We start from the raw sequence: 21,372 nt of genomic DNA on the forward strand, positions 1-21,372 counted from the left end.
GCTCAGTTGAAACTGCCGACCTCAAAAGCAGCATGAGGAACGAATAAAGCCCTCCACAAAACTCGGGGGGATTCACCGCGAGAATATCGCTGTTGGGGATACCCGAGCGCACAGGCAAGGACGGGTCTACGAGTTGCGGCAGTTGAGCAAACCGATGCAGGGCTTGGCCAACCAGGGTCAGTCCAGCCAGGGAGGTCAGCGGGCCGCCGCTGTGTTCGAGGATAAATTTCGTGGGTTCCATGTGCACCCATTGGGTGAAACGAGCCAGGACACATTATACCATGGAAAACATAGCGTTGCTCCTGCTTTCTGGCAGCGAACTCACGGATTCAGGTATGTGGGCAGTGTCGGTAACGCCACGCTGGAGACCGTGCGGCGTTATGTAGAGAGTCAGGGGACCAAGGAAAAACCGCGCAAGGCCCAACAGCCCGCTTGACCCCCTCCTGGCCTACGGCCCGGCAGGGGGAATGCGCGGGCAAATGTTCAACCGGGAGGATTGGCGGAAATGGCCTTGCCGACATCCTTGCCCATCCAGTGTTCGATCTCCTCCACCTCCTTGAGGTGGCCGATGAGGCCGATACGGGCGGTGAAGCGGGTGACGGCGGCGCTTTCGGCGTGGAGGGTGATGAGGATGGCGTTGCCTTCGGGGTCGAAGCCGTGGACCTCCACCGTATCCGGGCTGGTCTGCCTGACGCCGGCGAGGTGCATGCCCGCCTGGGGCAGGGCTTGCCGGGCAGCCTGGGTGACCACGCTCAGGGAGGCGGGATAATAGGTATAATAAGGAATAGGGTTGAACTGAGGGGCGACGGTGGCGGCGCAGCCGGAAAGGGCCAGGACGGCACCGAGACCAAGGGCGGGGATCAGCGGTGATTTTGCCATTCCATATACTCCTTTCTGAATAAATTTTATTCCGAATTTTGGACCATTTTCAACCGGGGGTTGCCGGCGGAAGAGGTCCCAATCCAAAAAAAATCCCCGGAAGATCCATGTCCTCAGGGGATTCGCATCAATAGGCGATGGCGGTTGCCACCCGGCTCGAATCAAACCGCGGTGCCTTTCTCCTCCATCATGATGTCGATGCGCGGGCCGAGGATGATCTCCATGGCGAAGCCCATCTTGGTGCCGGGGATGACGATGGTGTTGGCGCGGGACATGAAGCTGCCCGGGATCATCTGCAGGAGGTAGGGGAAATTCTCTTCCTTGGGGTTGCGGAAGCGGATCACCACCATGCTCTCGTCGGGGGTGGGGATATCCCGGGCGATGAAGGGGTTGGAGGTATCCACCAGGGGCACCCGCTGGAAATTGATATGGGCCCGGCTGAACTGGGGCGTGACGTAGTGGATATAGTCGGGCATGCGGCGCAGGATGGTGTCGACGATGGCCTCGGCGGAGTAGCCGCGCTGGGCATTGTCGCGATGGATCTTCTGGATCCACTCCAGGTTGACCACCGGGACGACCCCCACCAGCAGGTCCACATAATTGGAGACATCGACGCCCTCGGTCTGCACGCCGCCATGCAGGCCTTCGTAGAAGAGCAGATCGGTGCCGCTGGGGATGGACTGCCAGGGGGTGAAGGTGCCGGGCGCGCTGCCCCGCAGTTCGGCTTCGGCGTCGTCATGGACGTAGTAGCGCATCTGCCCCTGACCCGTTTCGCCGTACTCGCGGAAGAGCCGCTCCAGGGCCTCGAAGTCGTTGCCCTCGGGGCCGAAGTGGCTGATGGTCTTGCCTTGGGCCGCGGCCTTGGCGATGGCTTCGCGCATCTCGGCGCGGTTGTAGCGATGGAAGCTGTCGCCTTCGATGACCACCGGGTTGAGCTTCAGGCGGCGAAAGATGTCGTTGAAGGCGTGCTTGACCGTGGTGGTGCCGGCACCCGATGAGCCGGTGACGGCGATGACGGGGTATTTTTTGGACATGGGTTTCCTCCTTGAGAATGAATTTTTCCAAGCCGCAGCGCCTGCTGCCCGGCTCATCTGGTGTCCGAGTTTAGCAAAGCTGCGAGACCGCTCAAAGATGGAGATTGCGCCAGATGCTGGCCGTGGGCTCCGCCTGATTGAGGGTGTAAAAATGCAGATCGGGGGCGCCCTGGGCCAGGAGGGTTTCGCACTGGCGGGAGAGGAGTTCGATGCCGTACTCCATCTGGGCCGCCAGGTCGTCGCCGTAGGCCTCCATGCGCAGGCGGATGTAGCGGGGGATCTCCGCGCCGCACTGGGCGGAGAAGCGGGCGATCTGCTCGTAATTGACGATGGGCATGACGCCGGGAATGATGGGCACCGTCACGTCCCGGCGCTCCAGGTCGTCGCGCAACTGGGCGTAGGCATCGGGATTGAAGAAGTATTGGGTGATGATGGCGCTGGCACCCGCCTGCACCTTGGCCACCAGATGCTCGATGCCGAGCAGGGCGGAGGGGGCCAGGGGATGGACCTCGGGATAGCCGGCCACGAAGATCTCGAAACCGCCGAAGGCGTGAATGAAGGCAACGAGTTCCCTGGCATGCCGGAAGCTGCCGGGGTTGTCCATGCCCGCGGGCAGGTCGCCGCGCAGGGCGACGATCCGCTTGACGCCTTGCTGCCGGTAACGTTCCAGGATCTCGCGGATGCCTTCCGGGGTGGAGCCGATGCAGGACAGATGCGGCACGGCCTCCAGGGGATAATCGCGGAGGATCATCTCCACCGTGGCAAAGGTGCGTTCGCGGGTGGAGCCGCCGGCCCCGAAGGTCACCGAGGCGTACTCGGGGCCCAGGGGCAGGAGGGCGGCGATGGCCTCCCGCAAGCGCGCCTCGCCGGCGGCGTTCTTGGGCGGGAAGAACTCGACGGAGTGGGCCATCAGTAGCGGTACTCGTCGCTTTTGAAGGGGCCCTCGGCGGGCACGCCCAGATAGTTGGCCTGGGCCGGCGTCAGGCGGGTGATGACGCCGCCGAAGCCTTCCACCATGTAGCGGGCCACTTCTTCATCGAGGGTCTTGGGCAGGACCGTGACGCCGATGCGGGCGGCCTTGTCCGCCGCCGGCAGGTCGGCGAAGCGTTCGGCGTAGAGGTGGATCTGCGCCAGGACCTGATCCGCAAAGGAGCCGTCCATGATGCGGCTGGGGTGGCCGGTGGCGTTGCCCAGGTTCACCAGACGTCCTTCGGAGAGCAGGATCAGGTAATCGCCGCTGTCCTGGTTGGGCGTGTGCCCGGCCGGGGTATCGCGATAGACCTTGTGGACCTGCGGCTTGATCTCGTCCCAGGCCCAGTGCCGGCGCATGAAGGCGGTGTCGATCTCGTTGTCGAAATGGCCGATGTTGCAGACCACGGCGCCTTTCTTGAGGGCCTTGAGCATGGGCGCATCGCAGACATTCAGATCGCCCGTGGCGGTGACCAGGATGTCGGTGTGGGCCAGCAGCTCGCGGTTGATGCAGGCGTCCGTGCCGTCGTTGACGCCGTTGAGGTAGGGAGACACCACCTCATAGCCGTCCATGCAGGCCTGCATGGCGCAGATGGGATCCACTTCCGTCACCCGCACGATCATGCCTTCCTGGCGCAGGGAGGCCGCGGAGCCTTTGCCCACGTCGCCGTAGCCCAGCACCAGGGCCTTTTTGCCCGAGAGGAGATGGTCGGTGGCGCGCTTGATGGCGTCGTTGAGGGAGTGGCGGCAACCATACTTGTTGTCGTTCTTGCTCTTGGTCACCGAGTCGTTGACGTTGACGGCGGGGATCTTCAGGGTGCCGTTGCGGAGCATTTCCCAGAGACGATGGACGCCGGTGGTGGTTTCTTCGGAGACGCCGTGGATATGGTCCAGGAGCTCCGGGTGCTTCTCATGGAGCAGGCCGGTGAGATCGCCGCCGTCGTCGAGGATCAGGTTGGGGCGCCAGCCGTTGGGGCCGCTGATGGTCTGTTCCACGCACCACCAGTATTCCTCTTCCGTCTCGCCCTTCCAGGCGAACACCGGGGTGCCCGCGGCGGCCACGGCGGCGGCGGCGTGATCCTGGGTGGAGAAGATGTTGCAGGAGGACCAGCGCAGCTCGGCGCCCAGGGCGGCCAGGGTCTCGATGAGTACGGCGGTCTGGATGGTCATGTGGATGCAGCCGGCAATGCGCGCGCCCTTGAGGGGCTGCTGCGCCTGGTACTTGCGACGGATGGCCATGAGGGCCGGCATTTCCGTCTCGGCGATGCGGATTTCCTTGCGTCCCCAGTCGGCCAGGGTGGCGTCGGCTACTTTGTAATCGGTGAACGATTTGAGCACAGCATTCATGGGGCGATTCCTCGTGCATGAAAGCGAGCGCGGTTTGAAGCCAAATGATGGCGGATCGAGCCTGGCGGATGTCCCGCTGCAGCGCTCCTCGATCCGCGCATCCAGCGGGGCGAACCCCCGCTTCCATCGAAAACGGTGTTGGGACCGGCCTCTAGCGCAGACCGGCGGCGTCACGCAGGGCGGCGGCCTTGTCGGTGCGCTCCCAGGTGAACTCGGGCTCTTCCCGGCCGAAGTGGCCGTAGGCGGCCGTCTTGCCGTAGATGGGCCGGAGCAGGTCAAGCATCTGGATGATGCCCTTGGGGCGCAGATCGAAGTGCTCGCGCACCAGCGCGGCGATGCGGTCGTCGTCGATGGCGCCGGTGCCAAAGGTATCCACCATCAGGCTCACGGGCTGGGAAATGCCGATGGCGTAGGCCATCTGCACTTCGCAGCGGCTGGCCAGGCCGGCGGCGACGATGTTCTTGGCCACATAGCGGCCGGCATAGGAAGAAGAGCGATCCACCTTGGACGGGTCCTTGCCGGAGAAGGCGCCGCCGCCATGGCTGCCCTGGCCGCCGTAGGTGTCGACGATGATCTTGCGCCCGGTCAGGCCGCAGTCGCCCACGGGGCCGCCGATGACGAAGCGGCCGGTGGGGTTGATGAAGTATTTGGTGTCCTTGTGCAGCATTTCCCGGGGCAGGACCGGGATGATGATTTCCTCGCGGACGGCGGCCACCAGGTCTTCATGGCTGATATCGGGACTGTGCTGGGTGGAGAGGACCACGGCATCGATGGCCACCGGTCGGCCGCCCTCGTAGCGCACCGTGACCTGGCTCTTGGCGTCGGGGCGCAGCCAGGGCAGGCGGCCATCCTTGCGCACCATGGCCTGGCGCTCGGTGAGACGGTGGGCATAGTAGATGGGGGTCGGCATGAGCACGTCGGTTTCGTCGCAGGCATAGCCGAACATGAGGCCCTGGTCGCCGGCGCCCTGGTCCAGATCGACGCCGCTGCCTTCATTCACTCCCTGGGCGATGTCCGGCGACTGTTTGTCGAGGGTCTGCACCACGGCGCAGGAGGCCCAGTCGAAGCCCATCTCGGAGGAGTTGTAGCCGATGCGCCGCACCGTCTGCCGCGCCACGTCGGCATAGTCCACCTGCGCCGTGGTGGTGATCTCCCCCGCCAGGACGATGAGGCCCGTGGTGATCAGGGTCTCCGCCGCCACCCGCCCCCGCGGATCCTGGGTCAGGATGGCGTCCAGAATGGCATCGGAGATCTGGTCGGCAACCTTGTCGGGATGACCTTCGGAGACGGATTCGGAGGTGAACAGGTAGTTTCTGGACATTCGTAAAGCTCCTCGCTAAACAGGCCTGCGCTCCAGGCGCCAGGGACAGCGGGCACTATAGCAAAGGAATGGGGAATGGTCGAAATGAATCCTGCTCACGTTGCCGGCAACGGAATTCACCGCCAGGGCGGCGGAAGGACGGCTTACTGGCCCTTGGGGCCGATCACCGGGAAGGCCTTGCGCTCGCTGCCGCCCCAGAAGTAGGACAACCCGCCCGTGACCTGCACATCGTTGAGGTTCTGGCCGCCCAGGACCGGCGCGTTGAAAAGCATCTGGTCCTGCACATCCAGGCGCAGGCCGAAATGCCGCCCCAGGAGTTGCTGATATCCCACGCCGAAGACGCCCATGAGTTCGGTACTGCGGCCCAGGCGGTTGCCGAAGAGGTTGCTGGAGGCGCCCAGCCCCAGGGAGAGGTACGGCGTGCTGGGGCTGGCGAAGGCGTAGAGGTTGCCGATGACGGCGCCGCTGTACTGTCCGGCATTGCCGCCCTTCACCTCGCCCTGCAGATGGGCAAAGGCCGCCGCCACCTGGGCCTCCACGCCGAGATGGGCGTCGATGCGATGCCCCAGGCGCACGCCCACCACGCCGCCGTTGTTGCCGCTGCCCAAGCCCAGACCCGCCGCCTGGTCAAAGAAGGTATTGCCGCCGAAGAGGTTGATGTAGGTTTCGCCACGCGCAGCAGGGCCGACGGCCCAGGCCGAGCCCGCCGCGATCATGGCCAAAAACGCTGTCAGCACCCGCAATGACTTCTTCATCACCCCAATCTCCGCACTCACGCGCGCAACGATTCATTTCCTGTTAACATGATAACCTAATTTCGACCATTCTACCACAATTCCCAATCTTTTTTTGACAAAATTCCAACAAGGAGATGCCATGTCCACCATCGTCTGCGGTTCCCTGGCCTTTGATACCATCATGGTCTTTCAGGATCACTTCAAGGCGCACATCCTTCCCGATCAGGTACACATGCTGAACGTGTCCTTCACGGTGCCCGAGATGCGCCGGGACTTTGGCGGCTGCGCCGGGAACATCGCCTACAACCTCAAGCTCCTGGGGGGGGAGCCCGTCATCGTCGGCACCGCCGGCAGGGATTTCACGCCTTACCAGGAACACCTGCAGGCGCTGCGGATCGATACCTCCCTCCTGCGCATCCTGCCCGACCACTACACGGCCCAAGCCTTCATCACCACGGATCTCGACGACAACCAGATCACCGCCTTTCACCCGGGCGCCATGTTTCTCGCCCAGGACAATCGCCTGGCCGGGAACATTCCGGAAGGCGCGCGCTGGGCCATTGTCGCCCCCGACGGCCTGGCGGCCATGATCCAGCATACCGAGGACCTCGCGGCCGCCGGCATCCCCTGCATCTTCGATCCGGGCCAGGGCTTGCCGCTCTTCGATGGCGAAACCCTGCTGCGCCTCATCGACCGCGCCGACTATCTGACGGTGAACGACTATGAATGCAAGCTGGTGGAGGCGCGCACGGGCCTGAGCACCGCCGCCCTCAGCCAGCGCCTGCGGGCCCTGGTGGTCACCCGCGGCGAACACGGGTCCGTCATCCATGCCGATGGCCGGGAGATCCTCATTCCGGCGGCCCGGCCCATGGCCGTCAAAGACCCCACCGGCTGCGGCGATGCCTACCGCGCCGGCCTGCTCTTCGGTCTGGACAAGGAAATGGACTGGGAGACCAGCGGGCGCATCGCCTCCCTCATGGGCGCCTACAAGATCGAAACGGCGGGCACCCAGAATCACCACTTCACCTGGGCGGAATTCAGCGCCCGTTTCCGGGAGAACTTCGGCCACTCCCCGGACTGAAATTTGCGCCCAGGGGTGGTGGGCAAAACGGCCCTGCCAACCGCCGGACCAGCCTCAGCCGCTCGTCACCGGCTTGTCTTCGGCATCCCAGACGTCCAGCCCGCCCGCCAGGTTGTAGACCTGGGCAAAGCCCATTTCCTGGAGGGTGAGGGCGGCCAGCGCCGAGCGCGCCCCGCTGGTGCAGTAGAGCACCACGGGCCGATCCCGGGCGGCGGCCAGTTGCGGATGATGGTGCCCGTAATCGGGATCGGCCAGGGCCTCGAGATTGCCCCGCGGCACGAGGATGGCATCGGGCAAATGCCCCTCCAGATACTCGTCCGCTTCCCGCACGTCCACGACCAGGACATCGTCGCGGCTGCGCAGCCAGTCTTCCAGGGTGTCGCAGTCGATTTCACGGATCTGCCGCCGCGCCTCGCGGATGTAGTCCCCCAAGGATTTCGCCATGGCACCTCCCTCCGCTTCAGGGACATATCACCTTGGCAAGGCGCTCCACCAGTTCCGGCACCGCTTCCTGGCTGTAATCCTTGTTCAAGGTGGCGCGCACCGTAGCGCTGGTGGCGGCATCCATTTTTTCCCGGAGCAGGCCCAGGAAATGGGGCGGGGCCACCAGGACCAGATGGCGAAAGTCCCCCGCCACCCGACCCGCCGCGAGGTATTCCATCAATTCCGCGGCAAATCGCTGCATTTCCGTTTCCTTGGGGCTGGTCTCCCACTGGATGGCGGAGCGCGCCCCCCGGCCGTCGCTTTGCTGGGTACGACTGGCGCTATCCGTGACGAGATCCCCTTCATGCTTGCGACTGTCGGGATGCGCCCAACTATGGACGAGCTGCAACCCCTTGCCACAGCCTTCATTGAGAAAAAGCCGTGCCTCGGCGGCGTTGCTTACCAATACCCAGGTGCTGGTCATTGTTATTCCCCTTGAATTTATGTGTGAACCAAAAATGCCCTGCCGACCCGGGGCGGGCGCGCAGCGAACGGCGCGCCCGCCCCCGTAATGCAAGTATGGGTATCCCCCGGCCAAAAACCAAGGCCTCCCCTTCTCCCCGGCATTCTGGTAGCTTTACCCTGTAAGAAGAACGATTCTCCGCCCAAGGAATGCCCATGTCCGCTGATACCTGCCCCACCATCAGTGCCTGCAGCCTGCCCGCCCTCGGCATGGACGCCGACAGCCTGTGCAGGGATCTGCGCCATTATTTCTTGCGCACCCTGGGACGCGATCGGGAAAGCGCGATTTCTCCGCACCTCTACACCGCCTTGGCCATGAGCCTGCGGGACCGCCTCGTGGAGCGCTGGAAGGCCAGCGAAAACCTGCGCCGCCAGCAGCGCAGCAAACGCACCTTATATCTCTCCATGGAGTTCCTTCTCGGCCGCAGCCTGGGCAATACCCTGCTCAACCTCGGCCTGGAAGAGAGCGCCGCGCAGGCCCTCGCCCAGGAAGGGCTGGAACTGACGGACATCATGGAGATGGAGCACGACGCGGGCCTGGGCAACGGCGGCCTGGGCCGGCTTGCGGCCTGCTTCCTCGACAGTTGCGCCACCTTGCGTCTGCCGGTGACGGGCTATGGCATCCGCTATGCCTACGGCATGTTCCGTCAGGAGATCATCAACGGCGAACAGACCGAAGAACCCGACCACTGGCTCAAGGATGGCTATCCCTGGGAACTGAAGCGGCCGGATCGGGTGCGCCCCATTCATTTCGGGGGCCGCAGCGAGCCCTTCCACGACGATCAGGGGCGGCTGCGCTTTCGCTGGGTGGACTGCAACGACGTGCTGGCCGTGCCCTACGACATCCCCATTCCCGGATATCGCAACGAGGTGGTCAACACCCTGCGCCTGTGGCGGGCGGCGGCCACGGATGTCTTCGATCTCGGCGAATTCAACGCCGGCGCCTACCCCGAGGCGGTGGCGGCCAAGAATGCCGCCGAGCATATCAGCATGGTCCTCTATCCCAACGACAGCAGCGAGAACGGCAAGGAGCTGCGCCTGCGCCAGCAGTATTTCCTCGCCTCGGCGAGCCTCCAGGACGTGCTCTCCGACTGGGTCACCGAGTACGGCCACGATTTCAGCCACTTTGCCGATCATCATTGCTTCCAGCTCAACGACACCCACCCCAGTTGCGCCGTGCCCGAACTCATGCGCCTGCTCATGGACGAGCATGGCCTGGACTGGGACCAGGCCTGGGCCATCACCGGGAAAACCATGGCCTATACCAACCATACCCTCCTGCCCGAGGCCCTGGAGAAATGGCCGGTGCGCCTCTTTCGGCAACTGCTGCCGCGCCTGCTGGAGATCATCTTCGAGATCAACGCCCGTTTCCTCACGGACGTGGCCCGCCACTGGCCCGGCGACACCGAGCGTCTGCGGCGCCTGTCCATCGTCGAAGAAGGCGCCCAGCCCATGGTGCGCATGGCCCATCTGGCGGTGGTGGGGAGCTTCTCCGTCAACGGCGTGGCCGCCCTGCATACCGAGCTTCTCCGGGAGGAACTCTTTGCCGACTTCCATGCCCTGTGGCCGGAAAAGTTCAACAACAAAACCAACGGCGTGACACCGCGCCGCTGGCTGCAATGGGCCAATCCGGGCCTCTCGGCACTGCTCTCCAGCCGCATCGGCGAGGCCTGGAAACGCGACCTCGCCGCCCTGCAGGCCCTGGCCCCCGCCGCCGATGACGCCGATTTCCGCCGCCGCTGGGCGGCCGTGCGCCAGGCCAACAAGGTCCATCTGGCGGAACTCGTCCATGCCCATACGGGCGTGCGCTTCGATCCCGGCGCCCTCTTCGACGTCCAGGTCAAGCGCATCCACGAATACAAGCGGCAACTGCTCAACGCCCTTCACGTCATCCACCTCTACGACCGCATCAAGCGCGGCGAGGAGGCGGAGATCACGCCGCGCAATGTGCTCTTCGCCGGCAAGGCCGCGCCGGGCTATTTCATGGCCAAGCGCATCATCAAGCTCATCAACAACCTGGCCGAGGTCATCAATGCCGACCCGGCCACCGCGGGCCTCCTGCGCGTGGCCTTCCTGCCGGATTACCGGGTATCGGTGATGGAGCGGATCTGTGCCGGCACGGACCTCTCGGAACAGATCTCCACCGCCGGCAAGGAGGCCTCGGGCACCGGCAACATGAAATTCATGATGAACGGGGCCATCACCATCGGTACCCTGGACGGCGCCAACATCGAGATCCGCGATGCCGTCGGCCATGACCATTTCTTTCTTTTCGGCCTCAATGCCGGCGAGGTGGCGGAACTCCGCCCCCATTACGATCCCCGCCTCTACCTCCAGGCCGACCCGGATCTGCAGCGCGTGGTGGAGCTTTTGCAAAGCGGCTATTTCAACCAGTTCGAGCCGGGCATTTTCGATCCCATCATCGGCGCCCTGCTCCATCCCCACGACCCCTGGATGGTGGCGGCGGACTTCACCAGCTACAAACTGGTCCAGCGCGAAGTGGCGACTGCCTGGCAGGATCAGGCCCACTGGCTGCGCCTCAGCATCCTCAACACCGCCGCCAGCGGCGGCTTTTCCAGCGACCGCACCATCGCCCAGTACAATGCCGATATCTGGCATCTGGACCCGCTGGCGGCGGTGGCTGGGGGCTGATGCCGGCAACCCCGCACGCCACGGGCCGCCGCCCCATGACAGCAGGCCCGCGATCTGCTTTAATGCAGCGGATTTTGAGGGGGAAATGGGGCCTGGCCAGCAGCGGTGAGGGCCGCTCTCGGCCAAGCCGCCGCCACCCCCCGCGAGCAGTCCGCACTACATGAGGAAATTTATGGCCCAAAAACCGCGCCCCATCGTGCTGATGATCCTGGATGGATGGGGCTATCGGGAAGGGGGGGACGACAACGCCATTGCCCAGGCTCGCACTCCCCACTGGGATGGCTGGTGGCAGACCCATCCCCACGGCCTGCTGACGGCCTCCGAGGCCGCCGTGGGATTGCCCCGGGGCCAGATGGGCAACAGCGAAGTGGGGCACCTCAACCTGGGGGCCGGCCGGGTCGTCTATCAGGAGTATGAGCGCATCAACCGCGCCATCGAGACCGGCAGCTTTTACCAGAACGCCACCCTCTGCGCCGCCGTGGATGCGGCGGCCGGACGGGGCAAGGCCGTGCATATCCTGGGCCTCCTCTCCGACGGCGGCGTGCATTCCCACGAGGAGCACCTCTTCGCCGCCCTGCGCCTGGCACGCAGCCGCGGCGCCGAGGAGGTCTATATCCATGCCTTCCTCGACGGCCGCGACACCGCCCCCCGTAGCGCCGCCGCCTCCCTGGCCCGCCTCGACGCCGAAATCGCGCAACACGGCGGGGCCCTCGCCTCCCTCATCGGCCGCTACTTCGCCATGGACCGCGATCATCGCTGGGACCGCATCCAACAGGCCTACGACCTGCTCACCCTGGGCCACGGTCACGTCGCCGCCAGCGGCGACGAAGCCCTGGCGGCGGCCTACGCGCGGGGGGAGAGCGATGAGTTCGTCACGGCGACGCGCATCGGCACCGTACCGGCCTGCATCCGCGATGGCGACAGCGTGCTGTTCATGAACTTCCGTTCCGACCGCGCCCGGCAGATCACCCGCCCCTTCATCGAGGCCGATTTCAGCGGCTTCCACCGGCAGGCGCGGCCGCAGTTGGCCGCCTTCACCACCCTCACCGAGTACAGCGAGGCCTTTGCCGTGGCCGTGGCCTATCCCCCCACCCGCCTCAAAAACACCTTCGGCGAGTGGGTGTCCCAGTTCGGCCTGCGCCAACTGCGCATTGCCGAAACCGAGAAATACGCCCACGTCACCTTCTTTTTCAATGGCGGCGAGGAAAAGGTCTTTCCCGGCGAGGAGCGCGTGCTCATTCCCTCGCCCAATGTGCCCACCTATGACCTGCAGCCGGAGATGAGCGTCGCGGAACTCGGCGATACCCTCATCGAGCGCGTTGCCAGCCAGGACTACGACGTCATCATCTGCAATATCGCCAACCCCGACATGGTGGGCCACTGCGGCCGGATGGATGCGGCCATCGCCGCCGTGGAGGCCGTCGATCGCAACCTGGGACGCATCGTCGAGGCCGTGCGCGGCCATGGGGGCGAAATCCTCATCACCGCCGACCACGGCAACGTCGAGCAGATGCGCGACCACCAAAGCCAGCAGGCCCACACCGCCCACACCTGCAACCCCGTACCGCTGCTCTACATCGGCCGGTCGGCGCAGGTCCTGCCCGGGGGAGCGCTGGAGGACATCGCCCCCACCCTGCTCACCCTCATGGGCTTGCCCATCCCGCCGGAGATGGGCGGAAAAAGCCTGGTTCAGCTCGGCCCCCTCGGCCTGGCCCAGCGCGCCTGAACCATGCGCAAATCCGCCTGTTCCGCCGCGACCCTCGCCGCCCTGACCCTGCTCTACCTGCCCGCCGGCCACGGCGCCAGCCTCCAGGAAAAAATCCAGAATTCGCGCCAGCAGTTGCAGAATATCCACCAAAACCTCGGCCAACTGCGCGCCCACCTGGCCGCCGGACAAAAATCCCAGGCGCAGATCCAGGCCGAGATCCGGGCCCTGGATCAGCAGATCGCCGCCGCCACGGCCCGGCTCAGGAGCGTTCAGCAGCAGCGGAACGCCACCCAGCAACGCCTTGCCAGTCTCAAGACCGAGGTCGCCCAGCTCCAGGCCAAACTGCAGCAACAAAAAGCCATCCTTGCCCGGCAACTGCGCTCGGCCTACATGATGGGAGGGGTTTCGCCCCTGGCGGCCTGGCTGCAAACGGAACGTCCCGCCCAACTCGGGCGCATGGAGGTCTACTACCAGGCCCTCGCCAAGGCACGGTCGGCGCTCATCGCCGGGACCCAGGCAACGGCCGCGCAGTTGCAGATCACCCAGACCCAGGTCCGGACCCAGGAATCGGCCCTGGACACCCTGGCCCAGCGCATCAGCGCCCAGGAAAGCGCCCTGCAGCAGCAGCGCACCCAGCACGCCGCCCTGGAAGAACAACTGGCCGACCGCATTGCCGCCGACCGCGCCCGCATCCAGGAGCTGCAGGCCAATGCCCGGCAACTGGACGGCCTCATCCAGCGCCTCGTCGCCCAGGCCCAGCGCCAGGAACAACTGGCCCGGGAACGGGCCGCAGCCGCGGCCCGTCGTCAGGCGGCGGCGGAAGCGGCGCGCCGTGCGGCGGAGGCGCGCGCCCAGGCGCGGGAACGGGCCCAGCGGCCAGCGGTGCGGGAGGCCCCGGCCGTGGCAACGCCTCCCCGTGCCGCCCAAGCCCCGCTTCCACCCAGCGCCCCCGTCAGGGAGGCCGGGCCCATCGTCGGTCACGGCGCCTTCCCCCCGCCCGTGTCCGGGCCCATCACCGCCCGCTTCGGCAGCCCGCGGGTGACGGGCGGCCTCGACTGGCAGGGGGTTACCTTCCAGGCCGCCGTCGGCACGCCGGTCCATGCCATCGCCCCCGGCATGGTCCTCTATGCCGGACCGCTGCGGGGTTACGGCGAAATCGTCATCGTCCAGCAAGGGCGGAGCCTGCTGGCCATTTACGGGCACCTGGGGGCGACCAGCGCCCATGTGGGCGAAAAGGTATCCCAGGGGCAGGAGATCGGCAGCGTGGGCAGCGGGGGCGAACTGGGCAGCGATGGTTTATATTTCGAGATGCGCAACGGCGGCCATCCCGTCAACCCGCTGGATTATATTCACAACTGACGCCGCGCTCCCTGCCGCCCTGCCCTCCCGCGTTATTTTCCTTTACAATGATCGCCTTCGGCGCCCATGAGACGCCACTGGAGACAACCGAGTATGTCCATGCCCACCCCTCCCTTCCCCAGGCCACGGCCACGCACCCTCCTCGGGGTCGGTATCGGCGTGATCATCGGCGCTGGACTCAGTTTCGCGGTAGCCGTCTATGCCGACAAGGAGCGCAGCGGCGTTCCCCTGGAGGAGATCCAGACCTTTAGTCAGGTCTTCAGCCTGATCAAGTCCGATTACGTGGATCCGGCCTCGGACAAAAAGCTCATGGAAGGGGCCATCAACGGCATGGTCAGCGCCCTCGATCCCCACTCTGCCTACCTCGATCCAAAAGAATTCAAGGAGATGGAGGTATTCACCGACGGCAAGTTCGGCGGGCTCGGCATCGAGGTCACCGCCGACCACGGGATCATCAAGGTGGTGGCTCCCATCGACGGCACCCCCGCCGCCAAGGCCGGCATCCAGCCCGGCGACCTCATCATCAAGATCGACGGCAAGGCCGTGCAGGGCATGAGCCTGCAGGAAACCGTGGACATGATGCGCGGCAAGCCGGGGAGCAAGATCACCCTGACCATTCTTCGCCCCCACCAAAATCAGCCCATCACCCTCACCCTCATCCGCGCCATCATCAAGGTGCAGAGCGTGCGCGCCTTCATGCTGGCTCCCGGCTACGGCTACATCCGCATCAGCCAGTTCCAGGACAATACCGGCACCGAGACCCGGCGGGCCGTGGAGGGTCTGGAAAAGGAAGCCGGCGGCCACCTCAAGGGCCTGATCCTGGATCTGCGCAACAACCCCGGCGGCGTGCTCGGCGCCGGGGTGGAAACGGCCAACACCTTCCTCAACCACGGTCTGATCGTCTATACCAAGGGACGCATCGCCGACAGCGACATGCAGTTCAAGGCCAGCGGACCGGACTATCTCCACGGCGCGCCCCTCATCGTCCTCATCAACGGCGGCTCCGCCTCCGCCGCGGAGATCGTCACCGGCGCCCTGAAGGATGACGGCCGCGCCCTGGTGCTCGGTCAGCGCAGCTTCGGCAAGGGCTCGGTGCAAACGGTCATGCCGCTCAGCAACGGCGGGGCCCTCAAGCTCACCACCGCCCTCTACTTCACCCCCGCCGGCTGTTCCATCCAGGGCCAGGGCATCGTTCCCAATGTGGAAGTACAGCCCGCCAATGCCCAGCTACGCGCCCTGGATGGGGATCTGCTCAAGGAATCGGAACTCCACGGGGTCCTCAAGGCACCCAGCGAATGCGCCAAGCTCACGCCCCAATATACCCTCGCCCTGCCCGCCGGGGCCGAGGCCAAGGCGCCCACGGCGCTGACGCAATCCGAGAAGCAGGAGGCCGAGGCGGCCCTGTCCGAAAGCATCACGCAACGACCGGATCTGGCCAAGGATTACCAGTTGCGCGAGGCCATGGCCATTCTCCAGGATAAGCAGGTGCCCGTGCAGGTGGGCAAGGAGACGGTGGAAGAGCGCATTCCGCTACCCAAGGCCGTCGGCCAGTAATCCTCGATTCGGCAACGGCCGTTTTCGGGATGGGTGGTTGACTTCCGCCCGGATCTGGCGGGATAGTTTTGCGGGCGCGGTGGTCCAATGATGTGGAGTTTCCGGGTTGACCTCAGTGATAAGGAGTTGCGGTGAACGTATCCATGCCCCACGTCCTCATTCCCCTTGCCGAGGGTTTTGAAGACATGGAAGCCGTCATCGTCTGCGACATCCTGCGCCGTGCCGATGTCCAGGTCACCCTGGCGGGACTGGGCGCGGGCCCGGTGCGCAGCGCTCGCGGGATACAGATCCTGCCCGACGCCCTCCTGGCCGACGTCGCGCAGGAATCCTTCGACCTGTTGGTCCTGCCCGGCGGACGCCTGGGGAGTCAGCGGCTCGGGGAGGACCCTCGCCTCCTCGGCCTGCTCCGGGAGCGCCAGGAACGGGGCGAGATGATCGCCGCCATTTGCGCCGCGCCCGGCGTTCTTGCCGCCCAGGGCCTCCTCGACGGGCGGGCCGTCACGGCCTATCCGGGCACCCTCGATCCCCACAGTCCCCATTATCACTACCAGGAAACAGCGGTGGTGGTGGATGGTCCCCTGGTGACTTCCCGTGGCCCCGGCACCGCCATGGATTTCGCCCTCACCCTGGTGGAACTCCTCCTCGGCCCCGCCCAGCGCGCCCAGGTCGAAGCCCCCTTGCAGCGGTCCCATGTCAGCTAAGGCTTTCTCTTTCCCCGTCACTATGGATAATAGTCTAAGCAACTCTTGCTAAAGGAATCTTTCATGAAATTTCGTTCCATCGTCCTCGCCGCCATCCTTGGCGTCTGCGCGACCCCCGCCTTCGCCGCCCCTGTGGCCACCGTCAACGGTCAGCCCATCGACAACAGCCAGGTCCAGGCCATCATGTCCATGAGCCCGGAACTGGCCAAAGAACCCAACGCCCGTGAGCAGGTGGTGCAGAACCTCGTCAACATGGAAGTGTTGTCGCAGTATGCCATTACCCACAAGCTCGACCAGTCCGCCGACGTCAAGGAGCGCCTGGCCATTGCCAAACGCCAGATCCTGGCCGATGCGGCGGTGGATCAATACGTCAAGGAGCATCCCATTCCCGAAGGCGAGATCCAGACCGCCTATAGCAACTTCATCAAGGCCATGGGCAACAAGGAATACGAAGTCCGCCACATCCTGGTCAAGACCAAGGCCGAAGCCGACAAGGTCCTGGGCGATCTGAAAAAGGGCCAGAAGTTCTCGGCCCTGGCGCAGAAGTACTCCATTGACAAGGCCAGCGCCGCCCACGGTGGCGAACTGGGGTGGATCGTCCCGGGCATGGTGGTGCCGCCCTTTGCCCAGGCCGTCGAATCCGCCCCCATCGACAAGCCGGTGGGCCCGGTGCAGACCCAGTTCGGCTATCACATCATCGAGGTCCAGGCCACCCGCGCTATGACCCCGCCGCCCCTGAGCGCCATGAAAGACCGGCTCAAGCTGCAATTGCAGCAGCAGGAGGCCGCCAAGTTCGTCTCCGACCTGCGCAACCAGGCCAAGATCGACATCACCAAGTAAGCGCAACCTCTCTGGGGTGGGCTCGGGCGCGCGGTGGCAACACCCGCGCCCGAGCTTTTTGGAGCGCGGCGCCGCCCTTGCCAGCGCCTGCCCTTGGGACCACAATAGACTTAGTCTCAGACGTTGACGAGCGTAGTTGGAGCTGCCGCATGAGTAGAACGGAACGCCGCCGGAACACGGTCTTGGAGCGTGAACCCCGGGTGCAGGAACCCAGGATGTATCGGGTGGTACTCCTGAATGATGATTACACACCCATGGATTATGTGGTGCATGTGCTGGAACAGTATTTTCTCAAGACCCATGCCGAGGCGGTGGAGGTCATGCTCCACATCCACGAGCGGGGGAAGGGGCTGGGCGGGATCTATCCCTACGACATGGCCGAAACCAAGGTCGCCCTGGTCACCGCCGATGCGCAACAGCACCAGCATCCGTTACGGTGCATAATGGAAAAGGAGTGAGCCATGATTGACAAGGCCTTGGAACAATCCATCAATCAGTCCTTTCAGATTGCCCGCACCTACGGTCATGAATATGCCTCCGTGGAGCACCTGCTGCTGGCCTTGCTGGACAACCCCCAAGGCATGGAAGTGCTGGAAGCCTGCGGCGCCGATCGCGATGCCCTGGCGCGGGAGATCCGCGATTTCCTCGAACACAAGGTGCCGGCGGCGGGACCGGCGGGCACGGTCAACACGCAGCCCTCGGTGGGTTTCCAGCGCGTCATCCAGCGCGCCCTGTACCATGTGCAGTCGGCGGGCAAGGATGCGGTATCGGGGGCCAACGTCCTCGTGGCGCTCTTTGCCGAGCGGGAGTCCCATGCCGTCTACTTCCTGCAGAAGGCGCGGGTGTCGCGCCTGGATGTGGTCAATTACCTGGCCCACGGGGTGCGCAAGGACGATCTTTTCGAAGAAGAGGAAGAGTCCGCCGCCCCCGGCGGAGCGGAGGAAAAGAAATCCGCCAAGGACCCGCTGACGGCTTATGCCCGCAATCTCAACGCCTTGGCGCGCCGGGGCCGCCTCGACCCCCTCATCGGTCGCCAGGAAGAGTTGACCCGGGCGCTGCAGGTCCTGGCGCGGCGGCGCAAGAACAATCCGCTCTTCGTGGGCGAGCCCGGCGTGGGCAAGACCGCCATCGTCGAGGGCTTGGCGCGGGCCATCGTCGCCGGCAGAGTGCCCGAGATCCTCGCCGACGCCACCGTGTACGCCCTCGACATGGGGGCACTCATCGCCGGATCCCGCTATCGCGGGGACTTCGAGGAGCGCCTCAAGGGGGTGCTCAAGGCCCTGGCCAAAAAACCCCATGCCATCCTCTTCATCGACGAGATCCATACCCTGGTGGGGGCGGGAGCGGCCTCCGGCGGCGCCATGGATGCCTCCAACCTGCTCAAGCCGGCCCTGGCCTCGGGGGAGCTCAAGTGCATCGGTGCCACCACCTATCAGGAGTATCGGCAGTATTTCGAAAAGGATCGGGCCCTGTCGCGGCGCTTCCAAAAGATCGACGTGCCGGAGCCTTCCCAGGAGGAGACGGTGCAGATCCTGCGCGGGCTCAAGGGCCAGTTCGAGGCGCACCATGCCTTGCGCTATACGGACGCGGCCCTGCGGGCGGCCGCGGAACTGTCCATCAAGCACATCCATGACCGTTTCCTGCCCGACAAGGCCATCGATCTCATCGACGAGGTGGGCGCCGCCCAGGCCCTCCTGCCGCCCTCCAAGCGCAAGAAGAGCATCGGCGTCCACGACATCGAGGAGATGGTGGCGCGCGTGGCGCGCATCCCCGGCAAGACCGTCTCCATGGATGACCGCCAGTCCCTCAAGAACCTGGAACGGGACCTTGGTCTGGTCATCTATGGCCAGGAAGCGGCCATCCACGAGTTGAGTTCCGCCATCAAGATGGCCCGTGCCGGCCTGCGCCATCACGAAAAGCCCGTGGGCGCCTTCCTCTTCTCGGGGCCGACGGGCGTGGGCAAGACCGAGCTCACCCGGCAATTGGCCGCCCTCCTGGGCATACCCCTGCTGCGTTTCGACATGAGCGAATACATGGAACGCCATACCGTATCGCGGCTCATCGGCGCGCCGCCGGGATATGTGGGGTATGACCAGGCCGGACAGTTGACGGAGGCGGTGAACAAGCATCCCCATGCGGTATTGCTCCTGGACGAGATCGAGAAGGCCCATCCGGATATCTTCAACATCCTCCTCCAGGTCATGGACCATGGGAAACTCACCGATGCCAGCGGCCATGCGGTGGATTTCCGCAATGTCATCCTGATCATGACCACCAACGCCGGCGCCGAGACCCATGGCAAAAAGGCCATGGGCTTCGTTCACGCGGCCAAGCAGGCGGAGGGCGAGGAAATGGAAAGCATTCGCCGCGTCTTCTCGCCGGAATTCCGCAACCGCCTCGATGCCGTGGTGCCCTTCGCGCCGCTGGCCCCTGAGGTGGTGCTGCATGTGGTGGACAAGTTCCTCATGGAGCTGGACGAGCAGCTCCTGCAAAAGGGCTACAGTCTGGAGGTCAGTCCCGAGCTGCGGGAATGGCTGGCGAAGCAGGGCTACGATCCGCAAATGGGCGCTCGTCCCATGGCGCGGGTGATCCAGGAGCACCTCAAAAAGCCCCTGGCGGACCACATCCTTTTCGGCGACATCAAAAAAGGCGGACGCATCCTGGCGACCCTGGTGGATGGCAAAGCGGTGGTGGAAGTGCTGCGCGAGCCAGCGCCGGAACCGGCCTGATCAAGCCAGAATCCCGCGCAACCCAGGAAAACCGCATGAACCGGGTCGAAGTGACGGAAAAAATTATCGCCAACAAGGTAGCTAACGATCTGAAATGGGCAGACATCGCCAAAAAGGTAGGGCTCAGCAAGGAATGGGTGACTGCCGCATGCCTGGGCCAGATGACTTTGACCGCTGACCAGGCCACATCGTGGGCGACTTCTTTGACCTGACATCTGCAGAACGTCAATGGCTGCAAGTCGTGCCTTACAAAGGCAGTCTCCCCACTTCGGTGCCGACCGACCCGCTGATCTACCAGAACGCGCCGCAGTGTGCTCCGCCTGTAACTGTGTAGCGGTTCAGGGGGTGGTGAAGCGGCGCTATTGCCCGTCAGGGCGATCATTCCGGCCTTTCCTGCTGTTCGATGTATTGCTTAAGCACGGATAGGGGCGCTCCACCCATGGTCAGGATGCAGTAACTGCGGCTCCAGAAGACGGGTTTACTCCAGTAATACCGTTTCAGGTGATCGGCAAACTCCTTGCGCAGCAAGCGACTGGTGACCGTCTTGAGATTATTCACGAAAGCTGATGGTAATACCTTGGGCGTCAGCGCCAGGAGCAGGTGCACATGATCCGCCTCGCCGTTGAACTCCAGCACCTCGCACTCCCATTTTGCCGCCGTATTGCGGCAGATGGTCTCCAGACGGTCCAGCATGGGGCCGGTCATGCACTTGCGGCGATACTTCGTGACCAGAACCAAATGGTAGTTCAGGTTATAAACACAATGATGCAGGGTGCTTAGGGTTTGTATCGCCATGGTAACCGAATATAATCGAGCTATGCTGAACCGCAAAGTCACCTATCGCCTGTATCCCAATGTCGAGCAAGAGTCTCGGTTGCAGGAAACACTTGGCTTGCATCAGCGGCTGTATAACACGGCGCTGGAAGAACGCATCCGCGTGTACAAGGAAACCGGCAAAGGACTCTCCTTCGCCGAGCAATGCAAAGTGCTTACCCAATGGCGCAAGACCGTGCCCGCGCTGGCCGGACAGAACGCGCAGTCGGAGCAGGTGACGCTCAAGCGTCTGCACCTAGCCTTTCAGCACTTCTTCCGGCGTGTGAAGAATGGCGAAACTCCGGGTTTCCCCCGCTTCAAAAACTTCCATCGCTATCTCGGTTGGGGATACAAGACCCACGGGGATGGCTGGAAACTGCACCCTTCGCAGGGCGCAAGCCCCGGTGAGAATGGTGCTGCCCACGGCAAGCTGTATCTTCAGGGTATCGGTCTGGTGTCTATTCGCGGCAAAGCCAGAACGGCCGGCACCCCTGTCACTTGCGAAATCGTTCACAAAGCGGGCAAGTGGTATGCATCCGTCACGTTGGAAATGGAGACCGTACAGCGTGAGCGTGGAATGGGGATGGGCGCATTCGATTGGGGTCTGACCGAGTTCATGACCATCGCCACCCCGGAGGGTATGGAAGTGGTTGCCAATCCCAGGCACCTCAAGAACCAGTTAGCGGAATTGAAACGTCTCGGG

At 64.3% G+C, this 21,372-nt stretch carries 20 protein-coding genes, 1 pseudogene and 1 riboswitch; of the genes and pseudogenes, 11 read left to right on the forward strand and 10 right to left on the reverse strand.

What is annotated here, in order from left to right; all coding sequences use genetic code 11:
• From ACP5MM_RS08500 to ACP5MM_RS08530, 7 genes and pseudogenes are all read right to left on the reverse strand, one after another.
• Positions 1–241: pseudogene (locus tag ACP5MM_RS08500) on the reverse strand (hypothetical protein); the annotation flags it as partial.
• Positions 242–483: 242 nt separating this feature from the next.
• Complete coding sequence (locus ACP5MM_RS08505) at positions 484–879, reverse strand: hypothetical protein (protein ID WP_427932550.1); 396 nt, start codon at positions 877–879, stop codon at positions 484–486.
• A gap of 161 nt (positions 880–1,040) precedes the next feature.
• Positions 1,041–1,913 (reverse strand): phosphoribulokinase, encoded by an 873-nt coding sequence (locus tag ACP5MM_RS08510; RefSeq protein WP_427932548.1) that lies wholly within the window; start codon positions 1,911–1,913, stop codon positions 1,041–1,043.
• A gap of 91 nt (positions 1,914–2,004) precedes the next feature.
• A complete protein-coding gene (gene metF / locus ACP5MM_RS08515) occupies positions 2,005–2,823 on the reverse strand; it encodes a methylenetetrahydrofolate reductase [NAD(P)H] (RefSeq protein WP_427932546.1) in 819 nt (272 codons plus the stop codon).
• Positions 2,823–4,229, reverse strand: coding sequence for an adenosylhomocysteinase (gene ahcY, locus ACP5MM_RS08520; RefSeq protein ID WP_427932545.1), 1,407 nt, complete (start codon positions 4,227–4,229; stop codon positions 2,823–2,825). Before ahcY ends, metF begins: the two co-directional genes overlap by 1 nt.
• An 18-nt stretch (positions 4,230–4,247) precedes the next feature.
• Positions 4,248–4,325, reverse strand: a riboswitch (S-adenosyl-L-homocysteine riboswitch).
• A 55-nt stretch (positions 4,326–4,380) separates the two neighbouring features.
• Positions 4,381–5,550, reverse strand: a complete 1,170-nt coding sequence (gene metK / locus ACP5MM_RS08525; protein ID WP_427932543.1) for a methionine adenosyltransferase — start codon at positions 5,548–5,550, stop codon at positions 4,381–4,383.
• Between the two features lie 143 nt (positions 5,551–5,693).
• Positions 5,694–6,326: an outer membrane beta-barrel protein gene (locus ACP5MM_RS08530; protein WP_427934408.1), complete on the reverse strand. Its 633-nt coding sequence runs from the start codon at positions 6,324–6,326 to the stop codon at positions 5,694–5,696.
• A 100-nt stretch (positions 6,327–6,426) separates the two neighbouring features.
• Between ACP5MM_RS08530 and ACP5MM_RS08535 the strand changes: the two genes are divergently transcribed.
• Entirely contained in the window at positions 6,427–7,368 is a 942-nt protein-coding gene (locus ACP5MM_RS08535; RefSeq protein WP_427932539.1) for a carbohydrate kinase family protein, read from the forward strand.
• Positions 7,369–7,422: 54 nt separating this feature from the next.
• Here ACP5MM_RS08535 and ACP5MM_RS08540 read toward each other — a convergent pair whose 3' ends face one another.
• Positions 7,423–7,812 carry a rhodanese-like domain-containing protein gene (locus tag ACP5MM_RS08540; RefSeq protein WP_427932538.1) on the reverse strand — a complete coding sequence of 130 codons (390 nt, stop codon included), beginning with the start codon at positions 7,810–7,812 and terminating at the stop codon, positions 7,423–7,425.
• Between the two features lie 16 nt (positions 7,813–7,828).
• Positions 7,829–8,275 (reverse strand): host attachment protein, encoded by a 447-nt coding sequence (locus ACP5MM_RS08545; RefSeq protein WP_427932536.1) that lies wholly within the window; start codon positions 8,273–8,275, stop codon positions 7,829–7,831.
• Positions 8,276–8,469: 194 nt separating this feature from the next.
• Between ACP5MM_RS08545 and ACP5MM_RS08550 the strand changes: the two genes are divergently transcribed.
• The 9 genes from ACP5MM_RS08550 (at position 8,470) to ACP5MM_RS08590 (ending at position 20,068) form a co-directional block, all read left to right on the forward strand.
• Positions 8,470–10,965 (forward strand): glycogen/starch/alpha-glucan phosphorylase, encoded by a 2,496-nt coding sequence (locus ACP5MM_RS08550; RefSeq protein ID WP_427934409.1) that lies wholly within the window; start codon positions 8,470–8,472, stop codon positions 10,963–10,965.
• Between the two features lie 172 nt (positions 10,966–11,137).
• The gene (gene gpmI / locus ACP5MM_RS08555) at positions 11,138–12,691 is read left to right on the forward strand and encodes a 2,3-bisphosphoglycerate-independent phosphoglycerate mutase (protein ID WP_427934410.1); all 1,554 of its coding nucleotides are present in this window, start codon (positions 11,138–11,140) and stop codon (positions 12,689–12,691) included.
• A gap of 3 nt (positions 12,692–12,694) precedes the next feature.
• Positions 12,695–14,032: a murein hydrolase activator EnvC family protein gene (locus ACP5MM_RS08560; RefSeq protein WP_427932531.1), complete on the forward strand. Its 1,338-nt coding sequence runs from the start codon at positions 12,695–12,697 to the stop codon at positions 14,030–14,032.
• Between the two features lie 93 nt (positions 14,033–14,125).
• Entirely contained in the window at positions 14,126–15,586 is a 1,461-nt protein-coding gene (locus ACP5MM_RS08565) for a S41 family peptidase (RefSeq protein WP_427932530.1), read from the forward strand.
• 131 nt (positions 15,587–15,717) lie between these two features.
• The gene (locus ACP5MM_RS08570; RefSeq protein WP_427934412.1) at positions 15,718–16,287 is read left to right on the forward strand and encodes a DJ-1 family glyoxalase III; all 570 of its coding nucleotides are present in this window, start codon (positions 15,718–15,720) and stop codon (positions 16,285–16,287) included.
• A gap of 63 nt (positions 16,288–16,350) precedes the next feature.
• Complete coding sequence (locus ACP5MM_RS08575; RefSeq protein ID WP_427932526.1) at positions 16,351–17,127, forward strand: peptidylprolyl isomerase; 777 nt, start codon at positions 16,351–16,353, stop codon at positions 17,125–17,127.
• Between the two features lie 149 nt (positions 17,128–17,276).
• Entirely contained in the window at positions 17,277–17,585 is a 309-nt protein-coding gene (clpS, locus tag ACP5MM_RS08580) for an ATP-dependent Clp protease adapter ClpS (RefSeq protein WP_427932524.1), read from the forward strand.
• Positions 17,586–17,588: 3 nt separating this feature from the next.
• Positions 17,589–19,856: an ATP-dependent Clp protease ATP-binding subunit ClpA gene (gene clpA / locus ACP5MM_RS08585; RefSeq protein ID WP_427934413.1), complete on the forward strand. Its 2,268-nt coding sequence runs from the start codon at positions 17,589–17,591 to the stop codon at positions 19,854–19,856.
• A 35-nt stretch (positions 19,857–19,891) separates the two neighbouring features.
• Entirely contained in the window at positions 19,892–20,068 is a 177-nt protein-coding gene (locus ACP5MM_RS08590) for a hypothetical protein (protein WP_427932520.1), read from the forward strand.
• Between the two features lie 166 nt (positions 20,069–20,234).
• On the opposite strand, the gene tnpA is transcribed toward ACP5MM_RS08590, so the two are convergent.
• A complete protein-coding gene (gene tnpA / locus ACP5MM_RS08595; protein WP_427933188.1) occupies positions 20,235–20,651 on the reverse strand; it encodes an IS200/IS605 family transposase in 417 nt (138 codons plus the stop codon).
• On the opposite strand from tnpA, the gene ACP5MM_RS08600 reads away from it, so the two are divergent.
• Positions 20,650–21,372 (forward strand): RNA-guided endonuclease InsQ/TnpB family protein (locus ACP5MM_RS08600; RefSeq protein WP_427934414.1); only part of this gene is annotated, 723 nt, incomplete at its 3' end. The two genes, tnpA and ACP5MM_RS08600, sit on opposite strands and share 2 nt — an antisense overlap.

The organism is Acidithiobacillus sp., assembly GCF_049965315.1.
Classification (GTDB): domain Bacteria; phylum Pseudomonadota; class Gammaproteobacteria; order Acidithiobacillales; family Acidithiobacillaceae; genus Acidithiobacillus_B.

Coding starts and splice junctions, on each gene's coding strand:
- ahcY (WP_427932545.1), bottom strand. CDS start 4,229: ATGAATGCTGTGCTCAAATCGTTCACCGATTACAAAGTAGCCGACGCC.
- ACP5MM_RS08560 (WP_427932531.1), top strand. CDS start 12,695: ATGCGCAAATCCGCCTGTTCCGCCGCGACCCTCGCCGCCCTGACCCTG.
- metF (WP_427932546.1), bottom strand. CDS start 2,823: ATGGCCCACTCCGTCGAGTTCTTCCCGCCCAAGAACGCCGCCGGCGAG.
- ACP5MM_RS08550 (WP_427934409.1), top strand. CDS start 8,470: ATGTCCGCTGATACCTGCCCCACCATCAGTGCCTGCAGCCTGCCCGCC.
- ACP5MM_RS08545 (WP_427932536.1), bottom strand. CDS start 8,275: ATGACCAGCACCTGGGTATTGGTAAGCAACGCCGCCGAGGCACGGCTT.
- ACP5MM_RS08590 (WP_427932520.1), top strand. CDS start 19,892: ATGAACCGGGTCGAAGTGACGGAAAAAATTATCGCCAACAAGGTAGCT.
- metK (WP_427932543.1), bottom strand. CDS start 5,550: ATGTCCAGAAACTACCTGTTCACCTCCGAATCCGTCTCCGAAGGTCAT.
- clpS (WP_427932524.1), top strand. CDS start 17,277: ATGAGTAGAACGGAACGCCGCCGGAACACGGTCTTGGAGCGTGAACCC.
- ACP5MM_RS08510 (WP_427932548.1), bottom strand. CDS start 1,913: ATGTCCAAAAAATACCCCGTCATCGCCGTCACCGGCTCATCGGGTGCC.
- ACP5MM_RS08575 (WP_427932526.1), top strand. CDS start 16,351: ATGAAATTTCGTTCCATCGTCCTCGCCGCCATCCTTGGCGTCTGCGCG.
- tnpA (WP_427933188.1), bottom strand. CDS start 20,651: ATGGCGATACAAACCCTAAGCACCCTGCATCATTGTGTTTATAACCTG.
- ACP5MM_RS08565 (WP_427932530.1), top strand. CDS start 14,126: ATGTCCATGCCCACCCCTCCCTTCCCCAGGCCACGGCCACGCACCCTC.
- ACP5MM_RS08535 (WP_427932539.1), top strand. CDS start 6,427: ATGTCCACCATCGTCTGCGGTTCCCTGGCCTTTGATACCATCATGGTC.
- gpmI (WP_427934410.1), top strand. CDS start 11,138: ATGGCCCAAAAACCGCGCCCCATCGTGCTGATGATCCTGGATGGATGG.
- ACP5MM_RS08540 (WP_427932538.1), bottom strand. CDS start 7,812: ATGGCGAAATCCTTGGGGGACTACATCCGCGAGGCGCGGCGGCAGATC.
- ACP5MM_RS08505 (WP_427932550.1), bottom strand. CDS start 879: ATGGCAAAATCACCGCTGATCCCCGCCCTTGGTCTCGGTGCCGTCCTG.
- clpA (WP_427934413.1), top strand. CDS start 17,589: ATGATTGACAAGGCCTTGGAACAATCCATCAATCAGTCCTTTCAGATT.